The sequence below is a fragment of the Shewanella sp. S1-49-MNA-CIBAN-0167 genome (genome assembly GCF_040310145.1).
In the GTDB taxonomy this organism is placed as follows: Bacteria; Pseudomonadota; Gammaproteobacteria; order Enterobacterales; family Shewanellaceae; genus Shewanella; species Shewanella psychromarinicola.
In genome coordinates, this window is the sequence record NZ_JBEOPO010000026.1 from 57,353 (window position 1) to 73,053 (window position 15,701).

Annotated in this window: 7 protein-coding genes and 1 pseudogene; all 8 read right to left on the reverse strand. The window is 41.2% G+C overall.

The features are described from left to right. Window positions 1-74: 74 nt before the first annotated feature. Window positions 75-1,094: a quinone-dependent dihydroorotate dehydrogenase gene (gene pyrD, locus AAEZ00_RS13290; RefSeq protein ID WP_101031042.1), complete on the reverse strand. Its 1,020-nt coding sequence runs from the start codon at window positions 1,092-1,094 to the stop codon at window positions 75-77. Between the two features lie 61 nt (window positions 1,095-1,155). Continuing rightward, entirely contained in the window at window positions 1,156-6,000 is a 4,845-nt protein-coding gene (locus tag AAEZ00_RS13295; RefSeq protein WP_124013027.1) for an NAD-glutamate dehydrogenase, read from the reverse strand. 326 nt (window positions 6,001-6,326) lie between these two features. Next, window positions 6,327-8,633 carry an efflux RND transporter permease subunit gene (locus AAEZ00_RS13300; protein ID WP_124013026.1) on the reverse strand — a complete coding sequence of 769 codons (2,307 nt, stop codon included), beginning with the start codon at window positions 8,631-8,633 and terminating at the stop codon, window positions 6,327-6,329. Window positions 8,634-8,682: 49 nt separating this feature from the next. Beyond that, the gene (locus AAEZ00_RS13305) at window positions 8,683-9,693 is read right to left on the reverse strand and encodes a WD40/YVTN/BNR-like repeat-containing protein (RefSeq protein WP_124013025.1); all 1,011 of its coding nucleotides are present in this window, start codon (window positions 9,691-9,693) and stop codon (window positions 8,683-8,685) included. 62 nt (window positions 9,694-9,755) lie between these two features. Further along, a complete protein-coding gene (locus tag AAEZ00_RS13310) occupies window positions 9,756-11,120 on the reverse strand; it encodes a DUF1329 domain-containing protein (protein WP_124013024.1) in 1,365 nt (454 codons plus the stop codon). 13 nt (window positions 11,121-11,133) lie between these two features. Then, on the reverse strand, window positions 11,134-13,182 hold the full coding sequence (locus tag AAEZ00_RS13315) for a DUF1302 domain-containing protein (protein WP_124013023.1): 2,049 nt from the start codon (window positions 13,180-13,182) through the stop codon (window positions 11,134-11,136). 315 nt (window positions 13,183-13,497) lie between these two features. Then, window positions 13,498-13,713: a DUF2835 domain-containing protein gene (locus AAEZ00_RS13320; RefSeq protein ID WP_164839474.1), complete on the reverse strand. Its 216-nt coding sequence runs from the start codon at window positions 13,711-13,713 to the stop codon at window positions 13,498-13,500. Window positions 13,714-13,804: 91 nt separating this feature from the next. Next, a pseudogene (gene pepN / locus AAEZ00_RS13325) lies at window positions 13,805-15,625 on the reverse strand (aminopeptidase N); the annotation flags it as partial. Between the last annotated feature and the right edge of the window lie 76 nt (window positions 15,626-15,701).

The following is a 15,701-nucleotide window of genomic DNA, read 5'->3' on the forward strand; positions in this document are numbered from 1 at the left end:
AGTGTTAGCGCGATCGAACGATCTAAAATTCGATCGCGGCATGATTTTTGATCAATAACCTAGTGTTTTAGATGCTATTTTGTACAGTAAGCCCTAGCGATCTGATCAATCAGTTTAGGTCCTTGATAAATAAAACCCGTGTATATCTGCACCATGGCTGAACCCGCGTCAAATTTGGCTAAGGCATCTGCCGCACTATTGATCCCACCCACACCAATGATCGGGATCTTATCTTGTAAATAGATCGATAATTGCTTGATCACTTGAGTTGATAAGTCAGCCAAAGGTTTACCACTCAATCCGCCTGTTTCTTGTGCATTTTTTAAACCGGTAACATTATCTCGGCTTAATGTGGTGTTGGTCGCAATGACACCATCAAACTGATGACTCAACAGTGAATCGGCAATCGCTTTAATTTCGTCTGAGGTCAAGTCAGGAGCAATCTTTAACGCCACAGGTACATATTTACCATGTTTAGCGGCTAACTCAGTTTGTTTGGCTTTAATTGAACTTAATAAGTCATCAAGTAACTCACCGTATTGCATTGAACGTAAACCTGGGGTGTTAGGAGAAGAAATATTAACGGCAATATAACTGGCATATTGATAAACCTTTTCCATGCAGATCAGGTAGTCATCTTTACCCTGTTCTACTGGTGTATCTTTGTTTTTACCTATATTCACACCAACCATAATGTCAGATTTCTTAGCCATCATATTACGAACCAGATTGTCGACACCTTTATTATTAAAGCCCATACGATTAATAATCCCTTTGGCAGGTTTTAATCGAAACAAACGTGGTTGATCATTACCCGCTTGCGGACGTGGCGTTACCGTCCCGACTTCAATATGACCAAAGCCCATAGCATGAAAAGCATCAATTGACTCGCCATCTTTATCCATACCTGCAGCTAAACCAATAGGGTTAGGAAAAGTGAGCCCCATACAGGTTACTGGAGCAGATTTAACCTGTTGACGATAAAAACAATTTAACGGATTGTTTCCGGTAATTTTCAAACTGCCAATCGCTAGATTATGAGCTAACTCAGGGTCCATCTGAAACATTACTTTTTGTGCAAGTTTGTAAAACATGTTTTCTCCTAGACCTAAAAAAAACCCCAGCAATCGCCAGGGTTTATTCACATTATAAAAACTACTTCTGACTTTCGCAATGCAAAATCAGTAAGTTCAGTTCTCGTAAGGCGACTGAGAACTTCGCAAATTCATGGGTTTGAGAAACCTTAAAATCCGCTAGCATGTGATACCATCTTTCGAGCAAAGACTTATTTTGTTCAATCCACTGATTAATCACACTATCTGCATCACAAGTATCACTACAAGTCCGTAATACTGCAGAGCTTAAAGCACGTTGCTGCCAATCAAGTTCTTCTCTGAATGCCGCACGGGCAAGTGCTTGCCAATGGTTAGCAACAGGTTGGGCACTGATTTGTTCTAAGAACCAATGTAACTCAACTTTAGCACCGAGTTTGAAGTAAGTTTCTGATACCAGTTCAACTGACTTATTCTCAATTTGAGCAATTTGTGCAATGTCTAACGCAGAGAATAATGTACTCATTTTCACCGCAACTTCTGCGACGGCTTGAGGAACATTTTCGTTGGTCAGCGCATTAATCTCGGCAGACATAACGTTCACTTCAGCCGCTATCATATATTGATCGACATTGGCTTTAAGCTGTTCAAACACGGGCTTAAAGAACGCAACGGTTTGATCAATATTATGAGCGCGATTACGATGACGGATAAACCAACGACACGCACGGCGCATATTACGACGTAACTGATGTAACATTTCACCCTGCACTACTGCAGGTATTACGCCATTCAAATCACTAATTGAAGCGGTTAACTCGTCAAGGCCAAAGATTTCTCGAGCCATAGTATAACAAATTGCCGCTTCAGCAACTGTTGCACCGGTCTCATCTTGCATACGTTGTACAAAATTAAAGCCCATGTCATTAACCAATTCATTGGCTAAAGATGTTGCAATAATTTCACCTCGTAGAGGATGCGCGGTCATTTTGTCAGCGTATTTAGCTTGTAATTTTTTAGGGAAATAAGCGACGAGCAACTTACTTAAAAAAGCATCTTCAGTGATTTCAGGGGTCACTAATTGCTCTTTAAGTACCATCTTAGCGTACGCGACTAATACCGATATTTCAGGACGAGTTAGCGCTCGGCCATTGGCTAAACGTTCAGCTAAATCGTCATCTGTTGGTAAAAATTCAAGTGCACGATCAAGTTTGCCATCTTTTTCAAGATACTGAATAAAACGAATTTGTTCTTTCAACTGCGACACACCATCGACTTGTGTCACTGAAATAGTACGGGTTTGACTTTTACAATCTTGGATCACAATCTCGCTGACTTCGTCGGTCATGTCTTGAAGTAAACGGTTACGCTGTTTAACGGTTAACTCACCTTCTGCCACTAAGGTGTTTAAGAAAATCTTAATGTTAACTTCGTTATCGGAACAATCTACACCGCCAACGTTATCCACAAAGTCAGTGTTCATGCGGCCACCATTAGCGCAATATTCAATACGGCCTAATTGAGTGCAACCTAAGTTACCGCCTTCACCAATGATTTTGGCACGAACTTCTTTACCATTAACCCGTAAAGTATCATTAGCACGGTCGCCGACTTCAGAATGCGATTCTTTGCTCGATTTAACATAGGTACCGATCCCCCCGTTCCAAATCAAATCTACTGGCATTTTCAGTAGTTCTTTCATTAGTTCACTTGGGGTCATGGCGTCTTTGTCAGTGTCTAACATTCGCTTGATTTCTGGCGTCAATTTAATTGACTTGGCAGCACGTAGGAATATCCCACCGCCTTTAGATATCAGTTTCGCGTTGTAGTCTTCCCAGCTTGAGCGAGGTAACACAAACAAACGCTGACGCTCAGCATAGCTTTCTGCAATCTTTGGCGTAGGGTCAATAAAGATGTGCATATGGTTAAATGCAGCAACCAATTGAGTTTGTTCCGATAACAACATGCCGTTACCAAATACGTCACCCGCCATATCACCAATGGCGACACAGCTAAAGGGTGTAGTTTGACAATCTACGCCTATCTCACGGAAATGACGCTTCACTGATTCCCATGCACCACGAGCAGTAATACCCATTTTCTTGTGGTCATAACCGTTACTGCCACCAGAGGCAAACGCATCACCTAACCAGAAGTCATATTCAATCGCAATCTCGTTAGCAATATCGGAGAAGGTCGCGGTGCCTTTGTCGGCTGCAACAACTAAATAAGCATCATCTTCGTCATGGCGAACAACATCGACTGGCGGAACCACTTCACCGTTTTTAATGTTGTCAGAAATATCTAACAACGCACGGATAAAGATGCGGTAACATTGTTGCCCTTCAGTGAAGAATGCCTCACGGCCCCCCTCGGTTGGCAGTTGCTTACAGACAAAGCCACCTTTTGCACCAACAGGGACAATTACGGTGTTTTTCACTTGTTGTGCTTTTACTAAACCGAGTACTTCGGTACGGAAATCTTCACGACGATCTGACCAACGCAAACCACCACGGGCCACTTTACCTCCGCGCAAATGCACACCTTCAACACGAGGTGAATACACGAAAATCTCAAACTTAGGTAACGGCTTAGGCATTTCCGGGATCAAGATTGGCGAAAACTTAAACGAAAGGTAATCTTTTGCTAGGCCATTTGCAGCCGTTTGGTAGAAGTTAGTACGCATTGTGGCGTTAATTAAATCTAAATAACGACGAATAATGCGGTCATCATCCAAGCTTGAAACATCATCAAGTTGTAGGTTCACTTGTTCAAGGAACTTGCTTAACGTCCGGGTTTTTAACTTAGGATTAAACTTACGGATGAACATCTTCACCAATAAGTCCGCTAGTTTAGGATAACGGCTGAAAGTTTCTTCAATGTAAGACTGACTAAATGTCGCATCAATTTGACGCATATATTTAGCATAAGCACGTAAAATAGACACTTCACGACCGCTTAAACCGGTTGACAGTACGATACGATTAAAACCGTCATCTTCCAGTTTCTTTTGCCAAACTTGCAACAATGCCGTTTGGAAACGGTCTTGGCTGTCGGCTAGGTTTTCTGTTGCCGCGCCCTGCACTGTCATTAAGAAGTCTAAAATCCAGAATGTCGCACCGTCATTGGTTTTGACTTCATACGGGCGTTCGTTAATCACCCGTAAGCCAAAGTTTTCAAGCATTGGCAATACATCGGACAAGTGAATAGGTTCGTCTTTATGGAACAGTTTTAAACGAACTTTATTGTTGTTTAACGCCGACTCTTGTGGTTGATAGAACAACATGCCTAACTTGTGATCGTCATCCAATGCTTCTAAATGTTGCATATCGACAACAGCAGAGCTAGGTAATACATCATCTTTATAGCTAGGTGGGAACGTATTTAAATAACGTTTGGTTAAGCCAGTACCGGCTTGTTCCCCAACAGTATTATTTAACGCTGTGTGCAATTTATCATCCCACGAGCGAGCAGCTTCAATAAGATTTTTTTCAATGGCAATCACATCAACATCCATATTGTTATTATCAACTTTGATAATATAGTGAGTTCGAGCCAAGGTTGACTCTGAGAAATAGGTTGTGAACTCAACATCTTCATTACTCTGGAAATGCTGTGCCAGAATGCGTTGAGTATCTTGACGTAATTTAGTGTTGTAACGATCTTTGGACACATACACTAAACACGATAAGAAACGACCATAACCGTCTTTACGCACGAACAGCTTTAATTTATCGCGGTCTTGCATTTCAAGCACGCCATAAGCAATGTCCGATAACTCATCATCTTTCGCTTGAATTAACTCATCGCGAGGTAAGTTCTCAAGGATGTTCATTAACGCTTTGTAATCATGTGAGCGTGGTGCTAGCCCTGAACGGGCCAAGATCCGCTGAACCTTTTCGCGCAGTAATGGGATCTCACGAGGACTCCGGTTATAAAGATTGGAAGCATATAAACCAATGAAGCGATCTTCACCAATGACATTGCCTTTGTTATCGAAGCGTTTAACACCGACATAGTCAACATAAGCCGGACGATGCACACGGCTTTTAGCAGAACTTTTGGTGAGAACGAGTAAGCTTTCATCTAATGCCTCTTTACGAGCAGAATCAGATAAACTTGAGAGTAATAAACCACGCTCACTGTGTGAGGTTTTTGAACGGTTCATTAGTCCTAAGCTAGATTCAATATTAGGAACAAGCTCAACATCGCCTTCAACGCGTTTTAAATCATAATAACGGTAGCCAAGCAAAGTAAAATGGTGGTTGTTCAAATAGTTCAAGAAATCAATCGACTCTTGAAGTTCAGCTTTCTCACCAGGAAACGGACGTGAAGGTAATTGCTTAATAGTCTCGGTTAATGTAGCAGACATTAATTGCCAATCATTGACCGATGCAGTGACATCAGCAAGTACTGTTTGTATTTCTTTTTCGATGGCCTTAATGTCAGCATCACTATTTTGCTTGTCAATTTCGACCAAGAATACCGCCACATTATTGCTACCATCTGTCGCGTCATTCACAAATGACACATCTGTCACCTTGTTATTACCACGCACGACCGCTAATGGCGTATGCAACATCACATGAGCTGTGATGCCCATTCGATTTAACGCCATTGAGAGCGAGTCAACCAAGAAAGGCATATCAAGTTGGATAACCTCAATAATGCTATGAGTTGACTGCCAACCATGTTTGGCTTGGCTAGGATTAAATACACGAATGTGTGTTTTGTCCTGTGCCGTTTTATTCAGTGCATTCCAAAGGCTCACTACGGCACCATACAAATCACTGTCATTACGGGCATTGAGATCGTCTTTTGACATTTGGGCATAGAGGCAGTTAGCAAATTGCTCAACTTGTTTGGCTTGAGAATGAGGGATTTTTGTGTAAATTAAATTGACTACATTTTCCAGTAGTACTGAAGGCATTGCATCTTTCAAGGCCATGGTGCAGATTCCTTAAGCGTCTATGGCAGCGCTCTTATAATTATATGGATGTTTCGGCTTGTTGATTCTGTCGGTCCGAGTCATTTTGTGTATATCACGTCAATAACCGTTTTGTTTAACAAAAGAAACTCATATCTGAGATCTTGTGCAAAGTTTATTACTAAATTGCTGCTATATCGAGGAAAATTTTAGTGGTACATCCTCTATAAATTTAGTAGACAGCATAGATTAGTGTTTAAAATGACATTTAAGTCGTTTGCATAGCGTAACTATGCAAAATAAAAAAGGGAGCTAAGCTCCCTTTTTTATTTAATCATATGTTTTAGCTACTTTTTTCGCCAAAACATAGCTGAAAGTGCTGGTAGAATAATAATTGCTCCTAACATATTCACTAAAAACATAAATGTAAGCAAAATTCCCATATCCATTTGGAACTTAAGGTCTGAGAAGAACCAAGTACTCACTCCAATGGCTAACGTCAAGCCGGTAAAGATAACCGCACTGCCGCGCTCAACTAATGCTTCAAAATACGCTTGTTGCACCGGCATGCCATTACTGAGTTTATTGGACATCGTCGACAAGATATAAATACCGTAATCGACACCAATACCTACACCCAGTGCAATAACGGGTAAGGTACTGACCGCTAGACCAATATCAAGCATTGTCATTAACGCTTGCGCTAATGTCGATACCACATAAAGCGGGATAATCACCGCAATAGTCGCTTTGAGTGATTTAAAGCTAATTAAGCACAATACAAACACGGCACCGTAAACATATAACATCATGGGTAGCTGAGCTTCGCTCACGGCTTCATTTGTGGCCGCCATGACACCTACTGGACCTGATGCCAGCTTAAATTGTAGTGTGTCAGAGTTAAGCTGTGCGGCAACGGCCTTGACTTTATTAACCACAACCTCAATGGTTTCAGCTTTGTGATCGGTTAAGAACAAGTACACTGGCATCACTGAACAATTACCATTGAGCAAACCTGACGTTGTTGGCACTTGGCCAACAGCCTGCACTAAACTCGCGGTGGTACGAGGTAAAATTTCCCAACGCGGATTACCTTCGTTAAACCCAGCATTCACTTTTTTCGCAATCGACGCCAAACTCGCCGTTGACTCAACCCCAGGTGTATTAGCTACCATCCACTCAAATTGATCAATTTGACTTAACACGGAATGATACGTACAAGCCTCAGGTTTGGCTTCTACAATCACTGACATTACATCGGTTGTAATCGAAAAGTGTTTGGTAATAAAGAAGGTATCTTGGTTATAACGTGAATCTTGATGCAGTGCAGGTGCCCCACCCTGTAAATCACCAATTTTCATTTTTGAAGCTTGCTGAAAACCAACCACATAGAGTATGGCTGTCAAAATCAATACCACTACAGCATATTTAGGGGTAGCAAACTTAGACAGTCCACGCCACATTTTTTCGATTTTTTGACGTTTCTGTGGCTTATCTTGTTTAACCGGTAATTCAAAATATGAAATCACCAAAGGTAACAAAATAAGGTTGGTTAAAATAATGACTGCTACGCCTAATGATGCAGAAATTGCCAACTCTCGAATAATACCGATATCAATGGCTAGTAAGGTTAAAAAGCCGACCGTATCTGATAATAGCGCAACCCCACCGGGCACTAATAAACTGCGAAAAGCCGATGCAGACGCCGCTTTCGTTGTTTGGCCATCAAGCACACGACGACGTACAGCATTGATCATCTGCACCCCATGGCTGACACCAATGGCAAACACTAAAAATGGCACTAAAATCGACATGGGGTCTAAGCCAAATCCGACCACAGTTAAGAGTCCTAATTGCCAAAATACCGCAACCAAACTACACATTAATGGCAATATGGTTAGCATTATCGATTTTGAGAATAAGTACACCATCACAGCGGTAATGGCAATGGCTATCAAAAAGAACAGCAGAACGCCTTTGGCGCCTTCTGCAACATCCCCTGCCATTTTTGCAAAACCGATGATATGAATCTTAATTTTATCGTTTTCAAACTTGCCACGAAGCTCTTGTTCTAACTGATTAGCAAACGCAATAGTATCAATGGCTTTACCTGTTTGCGGGTCAAACTCCATTAACTGTGCAGATACCATGGCAGAGGTATAATCATTGCCAATGAGTCGGCCAACAATACCGGCTTTTTCGATATTATTACGCACAACGTTAAGACTGTACTCGTCATTACGAAAGTCCGCCGGGATAACCGGACCGCCAGCAAAGCCATCTTCAACGACTTCGGTAAACCGAGTTGAAGGTGAAAAGAGAGACTTAACCTGAGAACGTTCTACGCCCGGAATAAAAAATAATTGATCGTGTACATTTTTCAGTGCATCAAAAAATTCCGGATTGAATATATTGCCACTAGTGTCTTCAACCGCAACCATAATGCTGTTGGCACCACCAAAATCTTTCTGGTGTTTAGTATACGTTTTCATGTAAGTGTGATTGAGAGGGATATTTTTACTAAAAGCCGCATCCATTTTTAATTGGCTGGCTTGATACCCTAAAAAAATAGTAATAAAAATAAACGAAATTATGACCCATTTCCGATTACGGAATAAATGAGATTCAAATCCATTGACCAGTTTTTCTAACATCTTTTCGGCCCTATTATTGTTGTTTTAATTGTCCAATCTAACCCAAGAGTTAGTCAAGCTGGAACAGTCCCTTAGAACCGGCAAACCATAACTGGCCTTTACTGTCTTTGGCAATTGCGACAATATTTTCACCTTGACGTCTGGTAACAATGGTTGCTTTACCATCATCGACAGACAACACAATCCCAGCATTTCCGACTAGGTAAAGGTCATTACTAGGTGTAATAAGTGCGCTATTGATTGATGATTGGACAGGTAAATCCACTTGTTGCCATTCTGATAGACTTAAATCCGACCTAAATACATGACCACGAAGCCCCATTACATAGACATCTTCCCCAACCGAAATGGCATTAAACATTGAGCCATCATAGTCAAAATTGGTTTTTGAGAATGTGTGACCATTATCATCCGATACCGCTACCATGCCCTGCTCACCGACAAGCAACAAGCGATTATCTTGCAAACGAATTAAACGGTTAAAATGAGGTAATAAAAACGATCGCTGAGATAAGTAATAGGCTTCATTTTCGGCTTTAAGGTCATTTAAATAGGATACGTCTTCTTCAAAGAGCAATTCTTGGTGATACTCTTCCAGCCATGTTTTACCGCCATCTGAGGTGCGATAAAATAATCCATACGCACCAACTGCAATACCATCAACAGGGCTGTAGAAACGCACATCCATAAAGGGTTTTTCAATGTCAGCAGATTGCATCTGCACAGACCACGTTAATCCACCGTCTTGGGTGTGAATGATGGTTGCATCATGTCCGACGGCCCAACCTTGTTTCTCATCGAAGAAAAAAACTTTGGTTAACTGAGATAATACTGGAGTTGCAACTTGATGCCATTGATTATTCTCTAAGCGCAATACATTACCGCGTTGGCCTACCGCAACAAGTGTGTCGCCCGCATTGGCAATATCAAGTAATAAAGAGGATTGAGCTAAGGGTTGAATTTGAACAGAAAGAGGATCGAGTTGAGCATCTACTGAAGTAGTAAATAAACATGCACTAATCCCAATCGCCACTACACTGCGAAGCATGTTAAACGTCATACAAACTTCCTTTACAATTTATTATAGGGGCGTAAAACGCCCCTTTTTTTATTTATGGCTAATTAACGAATACCAGCACGTCTTAATGCGTCCGGGGTAAAGTTAGCTTCAGAAAGTGATGCATCAAAATTGTACATACGACCTTCATTGTCTAAACCCATCGCTAAATAACGACGTGATTGAAGATCATGGAAGACTTCTAATGTACTCCACAGAGTAGGCACTTCATAATAATTGATACTATGAGCGACACCGACACGATAAAGTTCATCGCGGTTATCGTATATATCCGTTACAGATATTTGCCAAGAATCTTCGTCAATATAAAACACTCGGGTCTTATAGGTATGGCGCATTCCTTCTTTTAATGTTGCTTTCACTTCCCATACGCGATGCTTTTCATAACGTGCATATTCAGGATTAATATGACCAGGTTTTAAAATTTGGTCGTATTTCAATGCATCTGAATGTAAACGATAATCATTATATGGAATGTAAAGTTCTTTTTTGCCGACTAACTCCCAGTTATATCGCATTGGAGAACCGTTAAACATATCGAAATCATCGGTTGTTCTCAATCCATCGGACACAGTACCTGGCGTATCAAAAGCGACGTTAGGCGCTTTACGAACGCGACGCTGTCCAGTGTTATAGGTCCAAGCTTGGCGTGGTAACGCTTCTTGATCCATGGTTTCTTTTACCAACAACGCAGTACCGGCTAAACGCGCTGGCTGAGTGACCACCTGCTTAAAGTAGAACAAAGTATTCGTTTCTTTAAGTTTGTCTAGGGTCACTTCAGGGCGAGAATATTCAAAGCGAATTGCCTCAGCAGTTTCTACCAATGTATAAGAACCATTAGACATTGGCGCTGCTTGGCTTCGATACGTTTCTACATCAACACCGCGAAAACGTAGAATATGATTCCAAATGACTTCTAGACCGTTAGCAGGGATAGGAAAAGGAACACCGATAGTCGCGCCAGTAATACCGTTGCCTTGAGACACTAACTCAGCTCTGGCAGCGTTGACTTTGGTCGCATCTGAGACATATTGAGGTACTGCAGCAGTACGACGGCTCTCATACACATTCATTTTGTAAGTATCTGGATATACTTCAAATAATTCTTTCTGCCCAGGAGATAAAAACTCAGCATATTGCGCTTTATTTGCATTAGTAATTGTAAATAACGCTTTGTCACTCGGGAAAGGATCTGGATGATGCATGCCCTTAGTGTACCCAGCAATAGGCTTACTAATACCACCACTCCAAGCAGGAATTGAACCATCAGCATTAGCCGCTTTTTCAGCACCCAAGGGCGTTAATGATGTACCCAATTTGTCTGCATCAGCTTGTGATACTTTCGCCAGCGCAGCAGGTGCACTCAGTGCTATCATCACTGCTGCCGATAATATCGTCAGTTTCTTCATTATAATTATCCTTTTAAATCGAATACTTGACGTTGAAAGAGATGTAATCTCGATCTGTCATGGCATTTGTTGTTCCTACCCCACCAAAGAAGCTGTTGTAAGAAATATCCGCACCCCAACGACTTTGATAATCAAAGTTCACTCCCAGAGCAACAGATTTTCTGCCTTCGGTGAATAAGAACATCGGATCCGGTGTAATACCATCAACATCATGAGAGAAGATAATTCTTGGGTACATGTTCACACCCGCAAAAAAATTGTTAAAGTCAGCTTTAGCCACTAAACGATAACCCCAAGCAAAATCAGTTGGGAATGGGTTGGTCTCTGGGCCATTATGCACAGCCGCAATAATGCCGGTCATTTCTGGATTACCACCAGAACGAGCCGTTCCTGGACCATTTAAACGTAATTCATCAAAATCAGGCATATCATGGACCCATACGCCGCCCACTTCCGCCAACATGGTCAAATTGTCTAAACCGAGTGTAGGACCAAACAAGTGAGTAAAGGTCATTTGCGCTTGAGTGGTATCAGTGAGAATGAAACCATCAACCGTTTCACCAGGATCAGGAACATCCAGTTGCGAAATACCATCAAGATCAGGGCGGAGTCCTGCGTTAGCTAATTGCTGAGGCATAGCAGCAAACAATAACTCTACGTCATCTATTTGCAATGGCTCATCAACACGATGGGAAATTTCACCGGCAACGGAAGTGTCACCCACTAAGGTGTTAAAGCTAAAACCATACAATTGGATATCTTCAGGATAGACAATTTGTGACTTAGTAAAGGTTTCCATGCTTAACAACAGCTCGCGGTCAATAACCCCACCACTTTGTGCTAAACGACCATAATCACGACCAATAGCTCCGGCAGTAAAATTAGAAGCTGTACCGCTAATAAGTGGACGACGGCTATGGTAGTTCATGTAATACAAACCAAATTCAGTTTCACCTAGTTCTGGCGAATAATAACCTAACTTAACCCCAAATTGGCCATCATCACTTGGATCTGCAGCATCTTTAACTAAAGCTGCTTTGGTTGAATACGACAACATATAAGCTGCATAAGCCGAATTAAATCCGCTCGCTGCCGCCGCGTCATATAGACGTGTGTATTCAGAAATCAGGAAATCTTGGTTGATGTCTGGGTTAGAGTTGAAACCCAATTGCGCATTTTGGTTATAGCCGCCAAAACCAGCGAAATCATTGGTTGCAAAGTTTGAACCAGGTGTAGGGACCCAAATTGGTTGCCAGTCATATTGATAAAATGCTTCAAGGTTTAAGTTCTCACTTAGCCCTAACGATGCCCAAACCATACCTTGCGGACGGAAAGCTTCTTTAAGCTCTGCACCAGGTGCATTGAGGATGTTTAAATCTACAGCATTAATTTCAGCGATACCGTGAGAAATAAGGGTACTTTCACCCCAAGAAACCACTTGGTTACCCACGCGAACACTTAATGGATTTGCGCCGTCGTTTAAATTCCAGTTACCGTAAACAAATGCATCTAATAAGCGAATGTCTTTACATTGCACTTCTGATGCTTTGTTGTCTTCACAAGGATCAAATTCTTTGCCCGTTAATGGATCATTAAAATCATAATCACCGTCATTTAGCTTACGGTCATAAAAATACATACCGCGTAAAAAGACGCCGTAGTTTTCATATTTTAAAGACAGCTCATGAAGACCTTTGACGATCTCAGAAGTGGTATCACCTTGTGCATACAGTAAATTACTTAAATCATTGTTGCTTGAATAAGAACCTGGCTGCTCCCAAATCTCCGCTGAGGTATATTTGGTTGAACCAAATGCACCACCAAATGCAGAGTAACCTGACCAATCAAATTGTGGTTGATTCACCTTACCGATTTGGTCATTCCAATCACGGTCTGATACACGCCAGCTGGCGCCGACAGTCCAAGTTGAATCAAAAGTGCCCCGAACATCACCCCAATCAAATGAAACCGCTGAAGCAGAAGTACTCATCCCCAAACATAATGCCGACACCACCCCCAAAGCGAGAGTCGACCTGTTAAATCTTTTTTTAACAATATTCATTTTAGTTCATCTCCGTAACCTGTTGGATTAGTTGTTATAGGAATTTAACCAACATCTTGTTAGCCCACAGGCAACACTATTGTTACAGCATTTAACTATATTGAGCAAGGTCAAAAAAAAGAAAATGTTTAAGAAAATTAACGCTGTGTGACCAAATATGATCAAATAAAACAGGCCTATATTTGAATTATCAACGACGATAAAATTACAATCATTCCACAATTAATGAAAAAAGTTTATTTTCATAGACTTATAAGTATTCAAGGACGGCTACTTAACACATAACTAATGAATCAAACGTTTGAAGTAAATACTCTATAATTTAGTAATTGATTTAAAATTCCCTTCAGGACTCAGGACTAATTTAAACTGTCCGTGGATGCCTTGAAGGGTTAAATAAGGTCTAAAATACTTACCATTTATGTGCAAAACACGACCTTGGTGGTCCCTTACCTGCACTTTTTCTGCAAGTCCTTGGTAATAAGGTAGAAATGCTTCATAACTCACGTTGAGAGAAAACAAAAAATCCATAATTTACTCCATAAAAAAGGAGAGCAAGCTCTCCTTTTTTCGATTTCAGGCCACGCGATTATTCACCCTAAATAAGCGTGAATGTCGACCATTATTCTACTAGCGATTTAGTCACTTTTTCATACAAATCTGTCGATAAATCTGGCAGTGATTTTAATTCGACTAAACACTGTTTCATTAATTGTTGGCGCTGTTGATCAAACTTTGCAAACTGAATTAATGGCGTGATCATTCGTGATGCGACTTGTGGGTTTGTTTTATTCAATTTCACTAAAATTTTGGTTAAATAGCGATACCCTTCACCATCGGCACGATGGAATTGATAGGTATTGGCAGCCACAAAAGCGCCAATTAATGAACGAATACGGTTTGGATTTGAAAAACTAAAACTCGGATGTTTGGTCAGCGTTTTAATTTGTTCTATCACCTCATCACTATTGACTAAAGCTTGCAGAGTAAGCCATTTATCCATTACTAATGGGGTTGATTGCCACGTAGACTCAAAGTCGCTGAGTAACATAGGTAAACAGGTTAATTTTGCCGTAGCTGCCGCTTTCAAAGCACCTAAGCTGTCAGTCATGTTACTAGCGGAATAGTATTGTTTTTCAACTAATGATTCATGAGTATCTGTCACTTGGCATAGTAATGATAAGGCAATATTTTTAAATGCCCGCGCACCGGCATTATCAACAAGCAATAGCTCTCGATAACGAACCAATAACTCATCTTCACAAGCTGATGCGAGCTCTTCAATAACAAACTCTCTGGCTTTAGCCAATGCGTCTAAATCAACATTATCCACCTGCTCTATTAATGCTGAGGCCGAAGGAATAGAGAGAATTTCAGCCACTAAGGCTTGATCTATATTGGCGTCTAAAATGACACCTCTGAATGCTTCAATAACACGATTATCAACCATCATGACTTGCTGCTTTTGCAACTGAGCAACGTTGTTCCATATGGTTTGACTGATTAATTGTACTGATGCTTCCCAGCGAGCCACTTCGCTAGAGGCATAACGCATAAGGTGAACAAGATGGTCAATGCTAAAGTCGTAAACCAGCTTAACGGGTGCCGAAAAGTCTTGTAGTAAAGAGGCTACAGGCGCATTGTCCAGTCCATCAAACACAAATGTTTGGCTGGCTTTAGTCACATCAAGCACTTTATTGACAATTGATTGCCCTGCACTGTCCAATAATTCAACACTGAACGGTATATGAAGTGTTTGCCCCTTAACGCCTTGTGACATTACTTGCTGAGAAACGGTTAAGTGATACTCACCCTTGTCTGCATTAAAACTGTCTTTAACTGTCACCACAGGCGTGCCGGCTTGGCTATACCAACGACGGAATAAGCTTAAATCTTTACCGCTGGCGTCTTGCATAGCATTAACAAAGTCATCACAGGTTACCGCTTGGCCATCATGACGTTCAAAATAGCATTTCATCCCTGCTTGGAAACCTTCCTCACCTAAAATGGTGTGCATCATACGGATCACTTCAGCCCCTTTGTCGTAAACCGTCACAGTATAGAAATTATTCATTTCAATCACGCTTTCAGGACGAATAGGATGAGACATAGGACCGGCATCTTCGGCAAACTGTTGGTTTTTCATCACTCGGATAGCATGAATTCGATTTACGGCGCGAGAACCCACATCGGAACTAAATTCTTGATCGCGAAAAACCGTTAAGCCTTCTTTTAAACTTAACTGAAACCAATCACGACACGTCACTCGGTTACCGGTCCAGTTATGAAAATACTCATGGGCAACAACAGACTCAATACCATGATAATCGTCATCTGTAGCACTGGCTTTATCCGCCAGAACGAACTTGGTATTAAAGACATTCAAACCTTTATTTTCCATGGCGCCCATATTGAAAAAATCAACGGCAACAATCATATAAATACATGCCTATGCACTTGGCTCAGTAAGAATGTATTGGCGTGTGAATTATTGCCAAATTTAACAATCTGTTAGGTAT

Bases quoted from the DNA above. Each gene is read 5' to 3' on its own strand.
- AAEZ00_RS13320 (WP_164839474.1), bottom strand. From the start codon at position 13,713: ATGGATTTTTTGTTTTCTCTCAACGTGAGTTATGAAGCATTTCTACCT.
- AAEZ00_RS13310 (WP_124013024.1), bottom strand. From the start codon at position 11,120: ATGAAGAAACTGACGATATTATCGGCAGCAGTGATGATAGCACTGAGT.
- AAEZ00_RS13315 (WP_124013023.1), bottom strand. From the start codon at position 13,182: ATGAATATTGTTAAAAAAAGATTTAACAGGTCGACTCTCGCTTTGGGG.
- AAEZ00_RS13300 (WP_124013026.1), bottom strand. From the start codon at position 8,633: ATGTTAGAAAAACTGGTCAATGGATTTGAATCTCATTTATTCCGTAAT.
- pyrD (WP_101031042.1), bottom strand. From the start codon at position 1,094: ATGTTTTACAAACTTGCACAAAAAGTAATGTTTCAGATGGACCCTGAG.
- AAEZ00_RS13305 (WP_124013025.1), bottom strand. From the start codon at position 9,693: ATGACGTTTAACATGCTTCGCAGTGTAGTGGCGATTGGGATTAGTGCA.
- AAEZ00_RS13295 (WP_124013027.1), bottom strand. From the start codon at position 6,000: ATGGCCTTGAAAGATGCAATGCCTTCAGTACTACTGGAAAATGTAGTC.